This window comes from Jiella sp. M17.18, from assembly GCF_041027365.1.
Lineage (GTDB): Bacteria > Pseudomonadota > Alphaproteobacteria > Rhizobiales > Rhizobiaceae > VKMB-3413.
Genome location: NZ_JBFTEH010000006.1, coordinates 152,123 through 165,420 on the forward strand (window position 1 = coordinate 152,123; position 13,298 = coordinate 165,420).

Genomic DNA, 13,298 nt, shown 5'->3' on the forward strand with positions numbered 1-13,298 from the left:
CGGGATCGGTTGCCGGGCCACGAACCTCGGCGGAGAGCGCAAGCGCCTCCGCCGGCGAGGTCTCAGCCGCGGCCGTCGGCACCGCCCTCGGTAACGGGTCGACCGAGGGCGATCGGTGCTGCAGACCGGATCGATCGCACCGGTCGGCGCCAGCGCCGCGCCGCGTGCGGCACGATGCCGCCGAGCACGCGTGGCAGGGCCGATTCCTCCGGAACAGCAAACAGGCCGGCGCGGGCCAGCAGGCGCCCGAGGCGGGGTGCGGCGGTCGCGACCGTGAACGGCGCCGCGAGGCACAGTCCGCCGACGAAGGGCGCCGCCCAGAGCAACGCCGAGGCGCCGAGCGGCCAGAGGACCGCCGCCAGCGCGAGGCCGAGCAGCGTCTGCGGCGCCATCGCCGCCAGCGCCGTCGGCCAGCCGATCCCGAGGCGGTCGCGGTTCTGCCCGCTCCAGACGACGCGCCGCCCGAAGGGCAGGCCGAGGAGGAACAGCGTCACCGAAAGCGCGACGATCGGCGCCATCAGCATCGACGCGAGTACCTCCAGCACGGCCGAAGCTCCGAAGCGCAGCGTTCCGCCATAGGCCCGCAGCGCGCCGGGCGTGAGGACCACGTCCAGCATGCCGGCCAGCTTCGGCGCGATGCTGAGGGCGAAGATCGTCAGGAACAGGCCGAGGCCGAGCCGCAGCATCGCCGGGTCGAAGCCGCCCTGGAACGCCTTGGCGACAGTCGCGAGCGTCATGACGATCCAGGCCGCCGGCGCGGCATACATCAGCATCGCCTGCAGCAGCTGGAAGCGGCTGACCGGCGTCAGGCCCGGCGACAAGAGGAACCGCCCATACTGCATGTTGCCCTGGCACCACCTGAGGTCCCGCTTGATGAAGTCCGGCAGCGTCGGCGGATTGGCCTCGAAGCTGCGGGTCTCGATCGGGATGACCCGCACCTCGAAGCCCGCCCGGCGCATGAACACCGCCTCCAGCTGGTCGTGGGACAGCACCGGTCCGCCGAGCGGCGGGCGCCCCGGCAGATCGGGCAGCCGGCAGTGCTGCGCGAAGGCGCCGGTGCGGATGACGGCGTTGTGGCCCCAGTAGGGTCCGCAATCGGCGCTCCACCAGGCCGAGCCCATGGTGAAGGCGCGCATGCCGTGCCGCATGCCGAACTGGAAGATGCGGGCAAATCCGCTCTCCGCCGGCATGCCGACGACGAGGCTCTGCAGGATGCCGATCCGCGGGTCCGCCTCCATCGCCGCGACCATGCGCACGATCGCCTCGCCGCTCATCACGCTGTCGGAATCGAGCGGCAGGAAGAAGTCGCAACCCTCGCCGTGAGCCTTGAGGAAGTCGCGGATGTTGCCGGCCTTGAAGCCGGTATTCTCGCGGCGCCGGCGATAGACCGGAACGGGTGCGTCCGCCGCCTCGGCAAGGCGCCGCGCGAAGCAGGCGAAGGCCGCCTCCTCCGCCGCGGCGATCTCGGGGTCGTCGGTGTCGCTGAGGACGAAGAATCGGAAGTGCCGGCCGCGCCCCGTCGCCTCGAGACTCTGGCGCATCGCCTCCAGGCGGCGGAAGACCGGCTCCGGCGCCTCGTTGCGCAGGCACATCAGGATCGCCGTGCGGCTCGAAAGCCGGCGCGGGCGCTCGGCGGCGGGGAAATAGGGATAGACGCTGCTTCCCGGGTCGGCCGGCCCGTGCAGGAGGAGGAGGCCGATCACCGCATTCCAGAAGCCGAGGACCGTCCAGGGCGTCGCGAGGCAGAAGCCGGCGAAGATGACGCCGTCCAGCCCGTCGAAGCCGCCGGCGGAGAGGAAGGCGAAGACGGCGAGCGCGAGCGCCGCGATCGTCGCCAGGTTCAGCGCCAGGACGAGCATCCGCCGCCGGCGCACCGGCCAGCCGGCCATCGGCGCAGGTGCGCCGCCGAGGCTCTCGCCGGGACGGGGGGCGCCGCCGCCCGGCGCAAGGGACCGGTTTTCGTCGGCAAGGTCCGGCAGTTGTCGCAGCATGACGGTCCATTCGATTCGCAGGGGCTCTCTCGCCCACGCAAATTGGGACGGTGGACCGGCCGAAGAAGCGCGACAATCCGCGGCACCCGCTCACGCGCGGTGAACTTTCCGGCATGAGGCCGTGATATGGTTACTGGTGCAACCGTCGGCGGAGGCCGGATCGGGTATCTGCACCGTCCCGCACGGTCCGCGGTTCTCGATGCCGCGGACCGGCGATCGACCGGACCCTACCGCGCCGCGGTCGAGGCGGCGACCGCCGGGGCCGGCCGGTCGGCGTCCGGATACCAGTAGCGCGCATCGACAGCGCCGCGATCGATCAGCACGAAGTTGTTGGCGAAGACGCGGTAGGGGTGGCTCCACTCTCCGTCCGGCCACTGGACGCGGATTTCGGCGCGCTCGGCCGTGCCGACGCCGACATGGACGAAGCCGGACGTTCCGGACGCGTGCCCGCCGCCGACCTCGATCGTCCGGTTCAGCGTCTTCGCGCCGATCTTCACCGCCAGCTTGGCGCCGACGGCGTCGCGATTGGCCCCCTTCTGGGAGAGCGAAATCTCCAGGAAGTTGCCGAGTTCGCGCGTGCCGTAGTCCGTCTTGCCGCCGAGATTGCGGAACAGGCTCGCCGGTTGGCCGCGGTTGATCACCAGGAGATCCAGCGCGCCGTCGAGGTTGAAGTCGGAAATCAGCGCGCCGCGCCCCTTGGTCGGCAGCGCGATCCCGGCCGCCTCGCCCTCCTCGGTGAAGCGGCCGTCGAAGCCGCCCATCAGGAGGTTGTCCGGGTCGTAGGAGGCGAAGTCCGGCATCGCCTCGACATTGCCCTTGGCGATGAAGAGGTCGAGCGCGGTGTCGTTGTTGAAGTCGGCAAAGCCGGCGTCCCAGCCGGTCGAGGGCTTGCCGGCATCGTGGACATAGGGGCGGTGCGCCGTCGCCCCGCGCTCATAGGCCTCGTCGCGATAGGTCGGCGCGTCCTCGAACTCCCGGTCGAGGAACTGCATCTTGGTATCGCCCATCGAGGTGATGGCGTAGTCGGGATAGCCGTCGTTGTCGACGTCGCCCTCGGCGATGCCCATGCCCCAGATCGACAGGTGCTGCCAGCCGTCGGAGCGGCGATAGAGCCGCGGCGCATGGCCGGGCTCGACCCGCCAGAGCTGTTCCTCGCCACCGCGATAGTACTGCCGGTCGTTGGCGATCCTGAGCGCCGGCTCGCCGGAACGGTTCCAGTCGGTGAACAGCATCGACAGGGCGCAATAGCCGGGGGTGAGCGCCATGGGCTCGGAATAGTCCGGCACCTCCTTCGCGTCCGATTTTGGGCGGATCAGCACGTTGTCGGCGCAGGTGCCCCAGGGCGAGCCCGGCGCGGCGCGGTCGACATAGTTGCCGAAGGCGAGCGTCGGGAACTTGTTGCCCGGTTCGAACTCCGCCGAGAAGGCGGTCGTCCAGGCGCGGCCGCCGTCGAAGTGGAAGGGGAAGTTCGCCTTGGTGAAGCGGCAGTCGGGACCGCCCTTCAGGATGACGTTCTGCCCGACGCGCAGCAGGACGAGGTCCTGATAGCCGTCCTGGTCGATGTCGAGGGGATAGGCGCCGGTGACGTTCTGGAGGTCCTTCGGATCGACGTCGATGGCGGTCTTCTCGAAGGCGAGTCGGCCGCCGGCTTGCGAGCGGTTGACATAGAGCGCGCTGTCGCCCTTCCCGCCGGCGAGGAAGACGTCGGGAAAGCGGTCGCCGTTGCAGTCGAACGCCGCGCCGCCGCCGCCGACGAAGAACTCCCAGGGGCCGCCATAGGTGTGGTCGATCCCCGCAGCCTTCGCCTCCTCGTGCATCACCGGAATGTCGCCGGCGAACGGCAGGTGCACGTCCTTCTTCGGCTCGGCGGCCGATGCGGGAGCGGTCATGGTGGCGAGACCGAGAATCGTGACGGCCGAGGCTGTAAGAAGAGCACGCAGCGATCGAGGGCGACGCCCATCGACGCGCGCATGCAAAACCGACGCCTGCGGGATCAGCGCCGAAACGATCTCGGTGCAGCGCCCACTGGTGTGCGGCCACAAAACGTCGCGCCCCTCCCCCTCACCCGGCTGCTGCGCAGCCACCCTCTCCCCACGGGGGAGAGGAAGAGCGCCCCGTCCGGCGAAGCCTGCGCCCGTCAACCATGAACCCCGAGCGGCAAAGCCGAAGCCGGAGGCGAGCAAGCCGGTTCCGGAAAAGATGCGGCCGCCGCGACCGCCTTCTTCTCCCCCCTGGGGAGAAGTGCCGGCAGGCGATGAGGGGGCTGGCCGCGTCCTGAGCGAGTCCCGTGCAAAGAGGCGCAACCTCCTTCTCGACCAGTTCCCCTCTCTCATGGCTCGATCCTCAGCGTCTTCAGCCAGGCGATGAGCGCCGAGCGGTCGGATTCGGGCAGCGCGGCATAGGCCTCGCTGCCCTTTTCGGCCTCGCCGCCATGGGCGCGGATCACCTCGTCCAGGGTGGTGATGTCGCCGCGGTGGCCGTAGGGCGCGGTGTCGGCGATGCCCCAGAGATTGGCGGTCTTGAAGACGTCGCGCTCGACGAAGCGCTGGGCCAGCGTCTCGTTGCCGAGCGCGGCCGTCTGCGTGTCGGCGATGCGGTGGCGCTTCATGTCGCCGAATAGCGGCACCATCACCTCGCCCTTGTCGTTGCGCGGCAGGCTCTTGGCCCAGGCGAGCGAGGCGAGGTCGTAGACCGTCGGCGCCCTCACGTCGCCGGCGCGCAGCGTTCCCGCCATGTCGAGGGGACCGGGATCGGCGAAGGCGAGGCTCTTCAGGGGCAGCGCCGGCCGGTGGCAGCTCTCGCAGCCGATATCGGCAAAGACCTTGCGGCCGCGTTTTGCCGCCGCCTGCCAGGCCGGATCGTCCGGCGCCTGCTCGACCGGCGGCGGCAGGCTTGCCTGGAAGGCCACCAGCGCCGAGACCGCGCCCTCGCCGAGCTCGTCCGGGTGGCCGTCGCCGTCGAAGTCCGCAGTGCCGGTCCAGCGCGCGCCCCAGCGCTCGTCCGGCTCGATGCCGTGATGCTGGTTCAGCGCGTTGTCGGTGAACTGGCGCAGCGACGTCATCACGCCCTTCTGCGAGAACGGCCGCACGACGAGGTCGCCATCGACGCCGTCCACCCCGGAGAGGTCGACGGAACCGTCCGGCAGCGCGGTGATCTCGCCGAAGGTGACGCCCTTCGACTGGAGCGCCTGCTTCACCGGCTGGCCGCCCTTGCGCGCCTCGCGCAGCGCGTCGCGCCGTTCCGCCTGAAGGTCCTGCGTCATCTCGCGGGCGAGAAGCTCGACGAGGCCGGAGCCGAAGAGATGCACCGTGCCGCGCTCGTTGGAGAACTGCGGGTCCAGCGTGTCGAAGTCGGCGCTCTCGAAGCCCTCCGACACGAAGGCGTTCGAGACGAAGCCGCCCGCCCCGCCGGGCACCGGCTCGTTGTGGCAGGAGGAGCAGGCATTGGAATCCGGCCCGGCCAGACGCTGGAAGGCGTGCTCGGCCGGCCGGCGCGCCGCCGTCGGCACGATCGCCTGAGTCGCGTCGGGTCGTCCGGCGCCGTCGAGCACCGTGAAGCGGGCGGTGAAGAGCGCCCGCCCCTTCAGCGCGAAGGCCTTCAGCGTTTCCCCGGAGAGCGTTCCCGCGGCTGGCGGGATCGTCTCCTTGATCGCATGCTCGCTCCATGGCGGCTCGCCGGCAGTGGCCGATCCGACCGCCGCTATTGCCGCCGCCGCGAGCATCGCGGCCGCAAAGATCGTCTGCATCAGGCAGCCTCCCAATTTTCGCCCCCGCCGGAGCGGGCGAAGGTCTCGTCCAGCCCGGCCAGCGCATGCGCCGTCGCCGCATCGAAGATCAAGGCATCGACGTCTTCGGCGAGCGAGAACGGCGTGTCCGCCCCGAAGCCGTCGATCGAACTCTCCTTGATGCCGACGCGGATCGCCGGCTCGAGCAGGTCCATCGCCTCCGCCCCGGAGCCGGTGAAGACGATCGGCAGCGGATCGATCAGCGTGAAGATCCGCCCGAGACCATAGCCGATCGCGGTGCCCGCCTCCTCGAAGGCGAGGCAGGCTGCCTGTTCCCCGGCCCGGGCGGCGGCGGCGAGGCACCGCATCTCCTCGTCGCTGATGCGCCGCGTCGGCACGTCTTCCGGCCGCCCGTTCACCCGCCGCCAGATGGCGTAGTCGCCCGCATAGGCTTCGACGCAGCCCCGATTGCCGCAGCGGCAGAGCGCCCCGCCGGGAATGTGGTTGATGTGGCCGAACTCGACCGCCGACGAGCGCTTGCCCTGGAAGGTCGCGCCGCCGAGCCGCAGCCCCATGCCGACGCCGAAGCCCATGAACAGCGTCGCAAAGTCCAGCGCCTCGAAATCGGCGTTCCAGCGAAAGGCTTCCGGCATCATCGAGCAGTCGTTGAAGACGTCGACCTCGGCTCCCGTCAGCGCGGCCAGAGGGCTGGCGAGCTCGATGTCGCGCGTCTTCAGCGCCGGCGACCACAGGAGCCGCGTCAGGCCGCTGTCGGTCTTGCCCTGGACGGCGACGACGATCTTGCGCGGCACCGGCTGCCCGGGGCCGTGAAAGCCGAGGTCGCGCAGGAGGTCGACGATCGCGGCGACGATCTCGCCCTGCCCCCAGCCGGCGATGTTGGCCTCCCGGCGCATTTCGCCGCGCACCGTCCCGGCATAGTCGCTGACGCGCACCGCCACTTCGCCGACGCCGAGCTTGGCGGCGGCGACGGTCGCCGCCTCACCGGACAGTTTCAGGCCCTTGCCGGGACGCCCGCGGCGCGCCTCCAGCCGGTCGTCCTCCTCGATCTCCGTCAGGAGACCGGCACGGATGAGGCTGTTGGCGATTGCGGAAGCGGCCGAGACCGACAGGCCGGTCGCCGCGCTGATCGCTTTGCGACTGGCGGTTCCGGATCGTCGCAGATGGTCGAGCACGGCACGCCGGTTGTGTGCGCGCACCGCGTCCGCGTCTGTTTTGGCCAGCACTCGCACTGGTATTCCTCCCATTCGCCCACTACCGCTCTCCCGGTCGGTCCGCAGGCGCCTCCGTCACGACGTTGACACGGATCGGATTTGCTGTCACCATTTTTTCCGAGACTTGGAAAAAGTCTCGGCCGGTCGGGAGACGAGCCGGTTCCGTGACATTTCGCGCGCATCTTTGCGCATGGGAGGAAATCGATGAAGATGTTGAAGCTCGCGCTCGCCGGCGCGGTGTTCTCGATGGCCGTGGCCGGTTCGGCCTACGCCCAGGACAACAGCAGCAAGGGCAAGATCGTCGGCGTGTCCTGGTCGAACTTCCAGGAAGAGCGCTGGAAGACCGACGAAGCCGCGATCAAGAAGGCGCTGGAAGCCCAGGGCGCCAAGTACATTTCGGCCGACGCGCAGTCCTCGGCTTCCAAGCAGCTGACCGACGTCGAGTCCCTGATCAGCCAGGGCGCCAACGCGCTGATCATCCTGGCGCAGGACTCCGACGCCATCGGCCCGGCGGTCGAAGAGGCCGTCAACAACGGCATCCCGGTGGTCGGCTATGACCGCCTGATCGAGAACCCGAACGCCTTCTACATCACCTTCGACAACAAGGAAGTGGGCCGCATGCAGGCCCGCGCGGTCGAGAAGGTCCAGCCGACCGGCAACTACGCCTTCATCAAGGGCTCGGCGGCCGATCCGAATGCCGACTTCCTGTTCTCGGGCCAGATGGAAGTGCTGGAGCCCGCCATCAAGGCCGGCAAGATCAAGAATGTCGGCGAGGCCTATACCGACGGCTGGCTGCCGGCCAACGCCCAGCGGAACATGGAACAGATCCTGACCGCCAACAACAACAAGGTCGACGCGGTGGTCGCCTCCAACGACGGCACCGCCGGCGGGGCGATCGCGGCGCTGCAGGCGCAGGGCATGGCCGGCTCGGTGCCGGTCTCCGGCCAGGACGCCGACCACGCGGCGCTGAACCGCATCGCCCGCGGCACCCAGACCGTGAGCGTGTGGAAGGACTCCCGCGAGCTCGGCAAGCGCGCCGCCGAGATCGCTCTCGAACTCGCCGACGGCAAGAAGATGTCGGAGATCGAGGGCGCCCAGACGTTCGACGGCGGTCCGAAGCACGTCAAGATGGAATCGGTCTTCCTCAAGCCGGTCGCGATCACCAAGGACAACCTTCAGAAGGTGATCGACGCGGGCTGGATCACGAAGGACGAAGTCTGCCAGGGCGTGAAGCCGGGCAGCGTTCCGGCCTGCAGCTAAGGCCATGACACAGACGGCCGCCCGCCTCCGGGGCGGGCGGCCGTTCTTTTTCACCCGACGCAAGCGCGCCTTCGATCCGCGGCATCCGGTCCGGGTGACCGGCAGGACGGGCGACGCCTCCGGGTATAGTATCAGCGAAAAGCTCAAGGCATGGCGCGTGCGATCGCGGGACGCCTTGCTGTCAGGGAGGCGCAGATGAGCCAGGCAACGACCGGTATGCCGGCGCTCAAGGCCAATTCGGGCGTGAAAGGCATCATCCGCTCGACCGAGATCGACACCCGCATGCTCGGCATGATCGGGGCTCTCGTCGTCATCTGGGTGCTGTTCCACTTTCTTTCGGGCGGCATCTTCCTGAGCCCCCGCAACCTCTGGAACCTGACGGTCCAGACCTCGTCGATCGCCGTCATGGCGACCGGCATGGTGCTGGTGATCGTCACCCGCAACATCGACCTGTCGGTCGGCTCCCTGCTCGGCTTCACCGGCATGGCCATGGCCGCGCTGCAGACCGACGTGCTGCCGCAATATCTGGGCCTCGACAACCCGTTCACCTGGGTCGTCGCGCTGATCCTCGGCATCGCCCTCGGCGTCGTCATCGGCGGCCTGCAGGGCTATGTCATCGCCTTTCTCGGCGTTCCCTCCTTCATCGTCACGCTCGGCGGCCTCCTGGTCTGGCGCGGCGGCGCCTGGTGGCTGACGTCCGGCCGCACGGTCGCGCCGCTCGACGACACCTTCCGGCTGATGGGCGGCGGAGCGGAGGGCTCGCTCGGCACGACCTGGACCTGGATCATCGCGCTCGTCGCCTGCGTCCTCGTCGCCGCCTCCATGGTCATGGCCCGCAAGCGGCGCACGAAGTTCGGCTTCCCGCTGCGCCCCGTCTGGGCCGAACTTGCGATCGCCGTCTTCGCCTTCGTGGTGCTCGCCGGCGCCGCCGCGGTTTTCAACGCCTATGAGTGGCCCTCGATGATCGCCGCCCGTTATGCCAAGGCGCATGGGATGACCGTGCCGGAAGGCGGCCTGCACATCGGCTATGGCGTCGCGATCCCGGTCCTGATGGCCATCGTCACCGGCATCGTCATGACCTTCGTCTCGCGGCGCACCCGCTTCGGCCGCTATGTCTTCGCCATCGGCGGCAATCCGGAGGCGGCCGAACTGGCCGGCATCAACACGCGCTGGGTGCTGATGAAGGTGTTCATGCTGATGGGGGGCCTCGCCGCCATCGCCGGCGCCATCGCCACTGCACGCCTGAACGCCGCCACCAATGCGCTCGGCACGCTCGACGAGCTCTACACCATCGCCGCCGCGGTCATTGGCGGCACCTCGCTCGCCGGCGGTGCCGGCACGATCGCCGGGGCGCTGATCGGCGCGCTGGTCATGCAATCGCTGCAGTCGGGCATGGTGCTCCTCGGCGTCGACTCGCCCCTGCAGTCGATCGTCGTCGGCATCGTCCTCGTCATCGCCGTTTGGATCGACTCCGTCTATCGCAGGAGGGCCGCATGAGCACCACGATGGCCGATATCGCCGACCACGGTCGTGGTCACCACCATGCGGGCGTCGATCGCTCCGGGCCGCCGCTGGTCGAGATGCAGGACATCTCGATCGCCTTCGGCGGCATCCACGCCGTCGACCGCGCCTCGCTCGACCTCTATCCCGGCGAAGTCGTCGCCCTGCTCGGCCACAACGGCGCCGGCAAGTCGACGCTGATCAAGATCCTGTCGGGCGCCTACAAGCGCGACGCGGGCGAGATCCGCGTGCGCGGCGAGGCGGCGACGATCGCCAATCCGCGCGACGCCAAGACCTACGGCATCGAGACGATCTACCAGACGCTGGCTCTGGCGGACAATGTCGACGCGGCGTCGAACCTCTTCCTCGGCCGCGAGATCCTGACCGCCTGGGGCACGCTCGACGATGCGGCGATGGAGGCCGAGGCGCGCAAGGTGATGGGCCGTCTCAACCCCAACTTCCGCCGCTTTAAGGAGCCGGTGAAGGCGCTTTCCGGCGGCCAGCGGCAGTCGGTCGCGATCGCCCGCGCGATCCTCTTCAACGCCAAGATCCTGATCATGGACGAGCCGACCGCAGCGCTCGGGCCGCAGGAGACCGCACAGGTCGGCGAGCTGATCAAGGAGCTGAAGAAGGAGCAGATCGGCATCTTCCTGATCAGCCACGACATCCACGACGTGTTCGACCTCGCCGACCGCGTCGTCGTGATGAAGAACGGCCAGGTCGTCGGCAGCGCCCTCACCGAGGACGTCACCAAGGACGAGGTTCTCGGCATGATCATCCTTGGCAAATGCCCCCCGGGCGCAACGCCCGGCCCCGGCGCGATGCGGGAGTAGCGGCGCCGCACCGAACCGGCGGGGCCCTTCCGGCCCCGCTCTCTCGGGTCGTCCGACAGGCTGCCCGCAGGGCGTCCCGAGTCTGCAAGTGTGGCGTCCCACCCGCCCCTTCGGATCCGCTGCTGTGATGAATCGGCTATTCACGCCCGTGGTGCTATATACCGGCGAGTGAGGCCAGCAGGCCTCGTGGTGGAGCACCTCGCCGGAGCCCGAGCCCCGTGTATGTCACGATCGAAGACCGCAAGCGGCGCGAAGCCGAACGTCGGCGCCGGGCCGTCGGCCTGATCGCGGAACAGCTCGGCCGCTTCGCCCGCGAGCGCGGCGGCAAATATGTCCTCTACGGCTCGGCCGCTCGCGGCGACATGCGGCACGACAGCGACATCGATCTCCTCGTTGATTTTCCTGCAACCGATGAAGCCGATGCCTGGCGCGTGGCGGAAGATCTGGCCGCAGAGTTCTCGCTGGACGCCGACATCCAGCCACTCAAGTGGTGCGATCCGACCTTCCTTGGAAAGATCCTCCCGCAGGCACGGATCATCCCATGAGCGACGCACGCTGGCTGGAGGTCGAGGACGATTTGGGCTGGGCGGTCGAGCACTTCCGTCGCACCGGGGAACTGAGACGGGAGGGACGGTTCGAGGGACAGTCCCTCGAAGCCTACAAGTCTCGGATGGCGCTGATGCAGGCGATGCAGTCGGGATATACGTCTATGAAAGCGCTTTGGAGCGCATTCTCGAGATCCTTGGAGAGGAAAAGCCCGTCGGTGGCAGCTACCATGCCGATCTGGTGCGCCGTGTCAGCCGCGCTGTCCCCGCCTCCCGCCCTGCCATTCTGGACGTCGAGCTTGCGAAGGCGGTCGACGAGACGCGGCGCTTGCGGCACGTGGCGCGAAAGAACTACAACATGTTCAGGATCGAAGAGGCTGCAAAGGCGCTCGCCGCGGCGGAATACATCGCCGCGCACCTGATGGCTGGCTTCCAGCGGTTTCGCGCAATGCTGGAGGGGGCCTCAGGCAGTTGAAGGGTGAGGGGCTCCGTCCACGGACGGCCGAGTAGTTCTACGTCCGTCCGCTGTCCGCCAGCTTGAGCATGTCGCGGGTCATCTCGTCCGCCGTCTTGTAGACCGCGGCGTTCGTCTGAAAGGCGAAGACGGCCATCACCTGGTCAACCGCTTCCTGCAGGTAGTCGACATTCGGATCGGCGACGAGGCCCTCGGCGTTCGCATAAGGCGCCTGCGGGTCGTAGGCTTCCGAATAGGACGGCAGACGCGGCGTCACGTCGACCGCGACGCCCATGCCGGCGTCACCGCTGCCGATGCTGACGGAATTCGCGTCGACCGCCTGATAGACCTGCGGCTCATCCGCCTGGCCGGCCGAGGCGACGGGCTGTGTCGGCGGCGTTGCGGGGACGGCGCCGGGCGTGCCGGCATTGGCGACGTTGGAGGCACTGGCGGCCAGCCGCGACATGGCCGCAGACATGCCGGAGACGGAGATCGAGAGCGCGTTCATGAGCGCCAGGATAGCCTCTCCGATGGAAGGTTTCGTCAATCCGTGCCGCAAAGCTTGAGTCGAAGTGTCCGGGACCGGCGCCTGGCACGCTCGGGACCGCCCGGCGCGGTGGCACGGGAAGCCGCCCTTGTCAGCCGCCCGCCGTTTGGCGACAACGGCAGGCGAGAGATCAAACGGCTTCGGCTCGGCGGCACTGGTCATGCGGCCGCACTGCGGGGAAGCCAGCAAGGTGACGCACCCCATGCTCGACCGGGCACGACTGATCGAAGCCTTCCGGCGACTCGGCCAGGATCTCTCGCGGCGCGGGCTCTTCATCGAGATCGCCGTCTACGGCGGCAGCGCCATCATGATGCAGTTCGAGTGGCGACGCTCGACCCGGGATGTCGACGCGATCGTGCGCGAGGGGTACGACGAGGCGGCCCTTGCACCGTCCGTGCTGGCGGTCGCAGAGCAGATGGCGCTCGATCCCGGCTGGCTGAACGATGCCGTCGGAATGTTCACGCCGCTCGCCGAGAGCGACGATCTCTTCGAGATCGCCGGGACCTACCCGGACAGCGGCATCCCGGGTCTCCGCGTGCTCACGGCGACGCCGCGCTACCTCCTCGCGCTGAAGCTGCAGGCGATGCGAAGCGTCGACCGCGGAGAGTGGGATGTCAACGATGCCAGAGCCCTCGCCGCGCATCTCGGCATCACGAGCGAGGCCGAGCTTCACGACCTTTACGTCGCGATCCATGGCGAGCGGCCTCCGGCGGAGGCGGCCTTCCGCTTCCGCTCGGTCCTGCCGGGGCCCTGACGCCATGCGGCCGGCGACCCTTGCAGAGGTGGCGTCCCGGACCGCCGCGGACGGCGCATGGGACCATCATGTGCGCGAATTCATGGACGCCTTCTATGCCTCTGACGGCGACACCGGCCGGCAGTCCGCGATGATCGCGGAGGAGCCAGTGATTGTCGGCGAGGAGCGTGCCGACGCCTTTATCGGCGGCGTCGGCGAGCATCTCGCCCGGCGCTGGCGCCTCGCCATGCCCTTCTGGGTGCGCGACGCCCGGCGCTATCTCGCCCTGCCGATGTTCATCCCCGGCGATCCGCAGCTGAAGCCATATCTGCTGGTCGTCAGCCCGGTCGCGTTCCGCACGCGGCTGATCTTCACCGGGCCGGACCCGCTGCAGCGGGCCCGGTTTCCCTATCACAAGGGCACGGCGACCTTCCCGCTGCCCGAACCGGACTGACGCCCAGCCGGCAGACGCGCAGCGG

The 13,298-nt window shown here is 69.0% G+C and carries 12 protein-coding genes; 7 read left to right on the forward strand and 5 right to left on the reverse strand.

Annotated elements, in window-relative coordinates:
• Nucleotides 1-62 precede the first annotated feature (62 nt).
• The 4 genes from mdoH to AB5S17_RS13160 all read right to left on the reverse strand — a co-directional run bounded on the left by mdoH (nt 63) and on the right by AB5S17_RS13160 (nt 6,959).
• A complete protein-coding gene (mdoH, locus tag AB5S17_RS13145; RefSeq protein ID WP_369240032.1) occupies nt 63-1,991 on the reverse strand; it encodes a glucans biosynthesis glucosyltransferase MdoH in 1,929 nt (642 codons plus the stop codon).
• Nucleotides 1,992-2,218: 227 nt separating this feature from the next.
• Entirely contained in the window at nt 2,219-3,880 is a 1,662-nt protein-coding gene (locus AB5S17_RS13150) for a CRTAC1 family protein (RefSeq protein WP_369240034.1), read from the reverse strand.
• A gap of 440 nt (nt 3,881-4,320) precedes the next feature.
• Entirely contained in the window at nt 4,321-5,736 is a 1,416-nt protein-coding gene (locus AB5S17_RS13155) for a di-heme oxidoredictase family protein (protein WP_369240036.1), read from the reverse strand.
• On the reverse strand, nt 5,736-6,959 hold the full coding sequence (locus AB5S17_RS13160; RefSeq protein ID WP_369240038.1) for an ROK family protein: 1,224 nt from the start codon (nt 6,957-6,959) through the stop codon (nt 5,736-5,738). Before AB5S17_RS13160 ends, AB5S17_RS13155 begins: the two co-directional genes overlap by 1 nt.
• Before the next feature lie 192 nt (nt 6,960-7,151).
• Here AB5S17_RS13160 and xylF point away from each other — a divergent pair, with 192 nt between their 5' ends.
• The 5 genes from xylF (at nt 7,152) to AB5S17_RS13185 (ending at nt 11,560) form a co-directional block, all read left to right on the forward strand.
• Nucleotides 7,152-8,207: a D-xylose ABC transporter substrate-binding protein gene (gene xylF, locus AB5S17_RS13165; protein ID WP_369240040.1), complete on the forward strand. Its 1,056-nt coding sequence runs from the start codon at nt 7,152-7,154 to the stop codon at nt 8,205-8,207.
• A 216-nt stretch (nt 8,208-8,423) separates the two neighbouring features.
• Entirely contained in the window at nt 8,424-9,704 is a 1,281-nt protein-coding gene (locus tag AB5S17_RS13170; protein ID WP_369240297.1) for a sugar ABC transporter permease, read from the forward strand.
• An 83-nt stretch (nt 9,705-9,787) separates the two neighbouring features.
• Nucleotides 9,788-10,540, forward strand: coding sequence for an ATP-binding cassette domain-containing protein (locus AB5S17_RS13175; protein ID WP_369240299.1), 753 nt, complete (start codon nt 9,788-9,790; stop codon nt 10,538-10,540).
• Between the two features lie 218 nt (nt 10,541-10,758).
• Complete coding sequence (locus AB5S17_RS13180) at nt 10,759-11,085, forward strand: nucleotidyltransferase family protein (protein WP_369240042.1); 327 nt, start codon at nt 10,759-10,761, stop codon at nt 11,083-11,085.
• A gap of 175 nt (nt 11,086-11,260) precedes the next feature.
• Nucleotides 11,261-11,560: a hypothetical protein gene (locus AB5S17_RS13185; protein ID WP_369240044.1), complete on the forward strand. Its 300-nt coding sequence runs from the start codon at nt 11,261-11,263 to the stop codon at nt 11,558-11,560.
• 37 nt (nt 11,561-11,597) lie between these two features.
• On the opposite strand, the gene AB5S17_RS13190 is transcribed toward AB5S17_RS13185, so the two are convergent.
• Complete coding sequence (locus tag AB5S17_RS13190) at nt 11,598-12,047, reverse strand: flagellar basal body rod protein FlgC (protein WP_369240046.1); 450 nt, start codon at nt 12,045-12,047, stop codon at nt 11,598-11,600.
• A 229-nt stretch (nt 12,048-12,276) separates the two neighbouring features.
• On the opposite strand from AB5S17_RS13190, the gene AB5S17_RS13195 reads away from it, so the two are divergent.
• Together AB5S17_RS13195 and AB5S17_RS13200 are read left to right on the forward strand one after the other, a co-directional pair.
• Complete coding sequence (locus AB5S17_RS13195; protein ID WP_369240048.1) at nt 12,277-12,840, forward strand: hypothetical protein; 564 nt, start codon at nt 12,277-12,279, stop codon at nt 12,838-12,840.
• 4 nt (nt 12,841-12,844) lie between these two features.
• A complete protein-coding gene (locus tag AB5S17_RS13200) occupies nt 12,845-13,273 on the forward strand; it encodes a hypothetical protein (RefSeq protein WP_369240050.1) in 429 nt (142 codons plus the stop codon).
• Nucleotides 13,274-13,298: the final 25 nt, after the last annotated feature.

Bases quoted from the DNA above. Each gene is read 5' to 3' on its own strand.
- AB5S17_RS13200 (WP_369240050.1), top strand. From the start codon at position 12,845: ATGCGGCCGGCGACCCTTGCAGAGGTGGCGTCCCGGACCGCCGCGGAC.
- AB5S17_RS13155 (WP_369240036.1), bottom strand. From the start codon at position 5,736: ATGCAGACGATCTTTGCGGCCGCGATGCTCGCGGCGGCGGCAATAGCG.
- xylF (WP_369240040.1), top strand. From the start codon at position 7,152: ATGAAGATGTTGAAGCTCGCGCTCGCCGGCGCGGTGTTCTCGATGGCC.
- AB5S17_RS13170 (WP_369240297.1), top strand. From the start codon at position 8,424: ATGCCGGCGCTCAAGGCCAATTCGGGCGTGAAAGGCATCATCCGCTCG.
- AB5S17_RS13175 (WP_369240299.1), top strand. From the start codon at position 9,788: ATGCAGGACATCTCGATCGCCTTCGGCGGCATCCACGCCGTCGACCGC.
- AB5S17_RS13150 (WP_369240034.1), bottom strand. From the start codon at position 3,880: ATGACCGCTCCCGCATCGGCCGCCGAGCCGAAGAAGGACGTGCACCTG.
- mdoH (WP_369240032.1), bottom strand. From the start codon at position 1,991: ATGCTGCGACAACTGCCGGACCTTGCCGACGAAAACCGGTCCCTTGCG.
- AB5S17_RS13190 (WP_369240046.1), bottom strand. From the start codon at position 12,047: ATGAACGCGCTCTCGATCTCCGTCTCCGGCATGTCTGCGGCCATGTCG.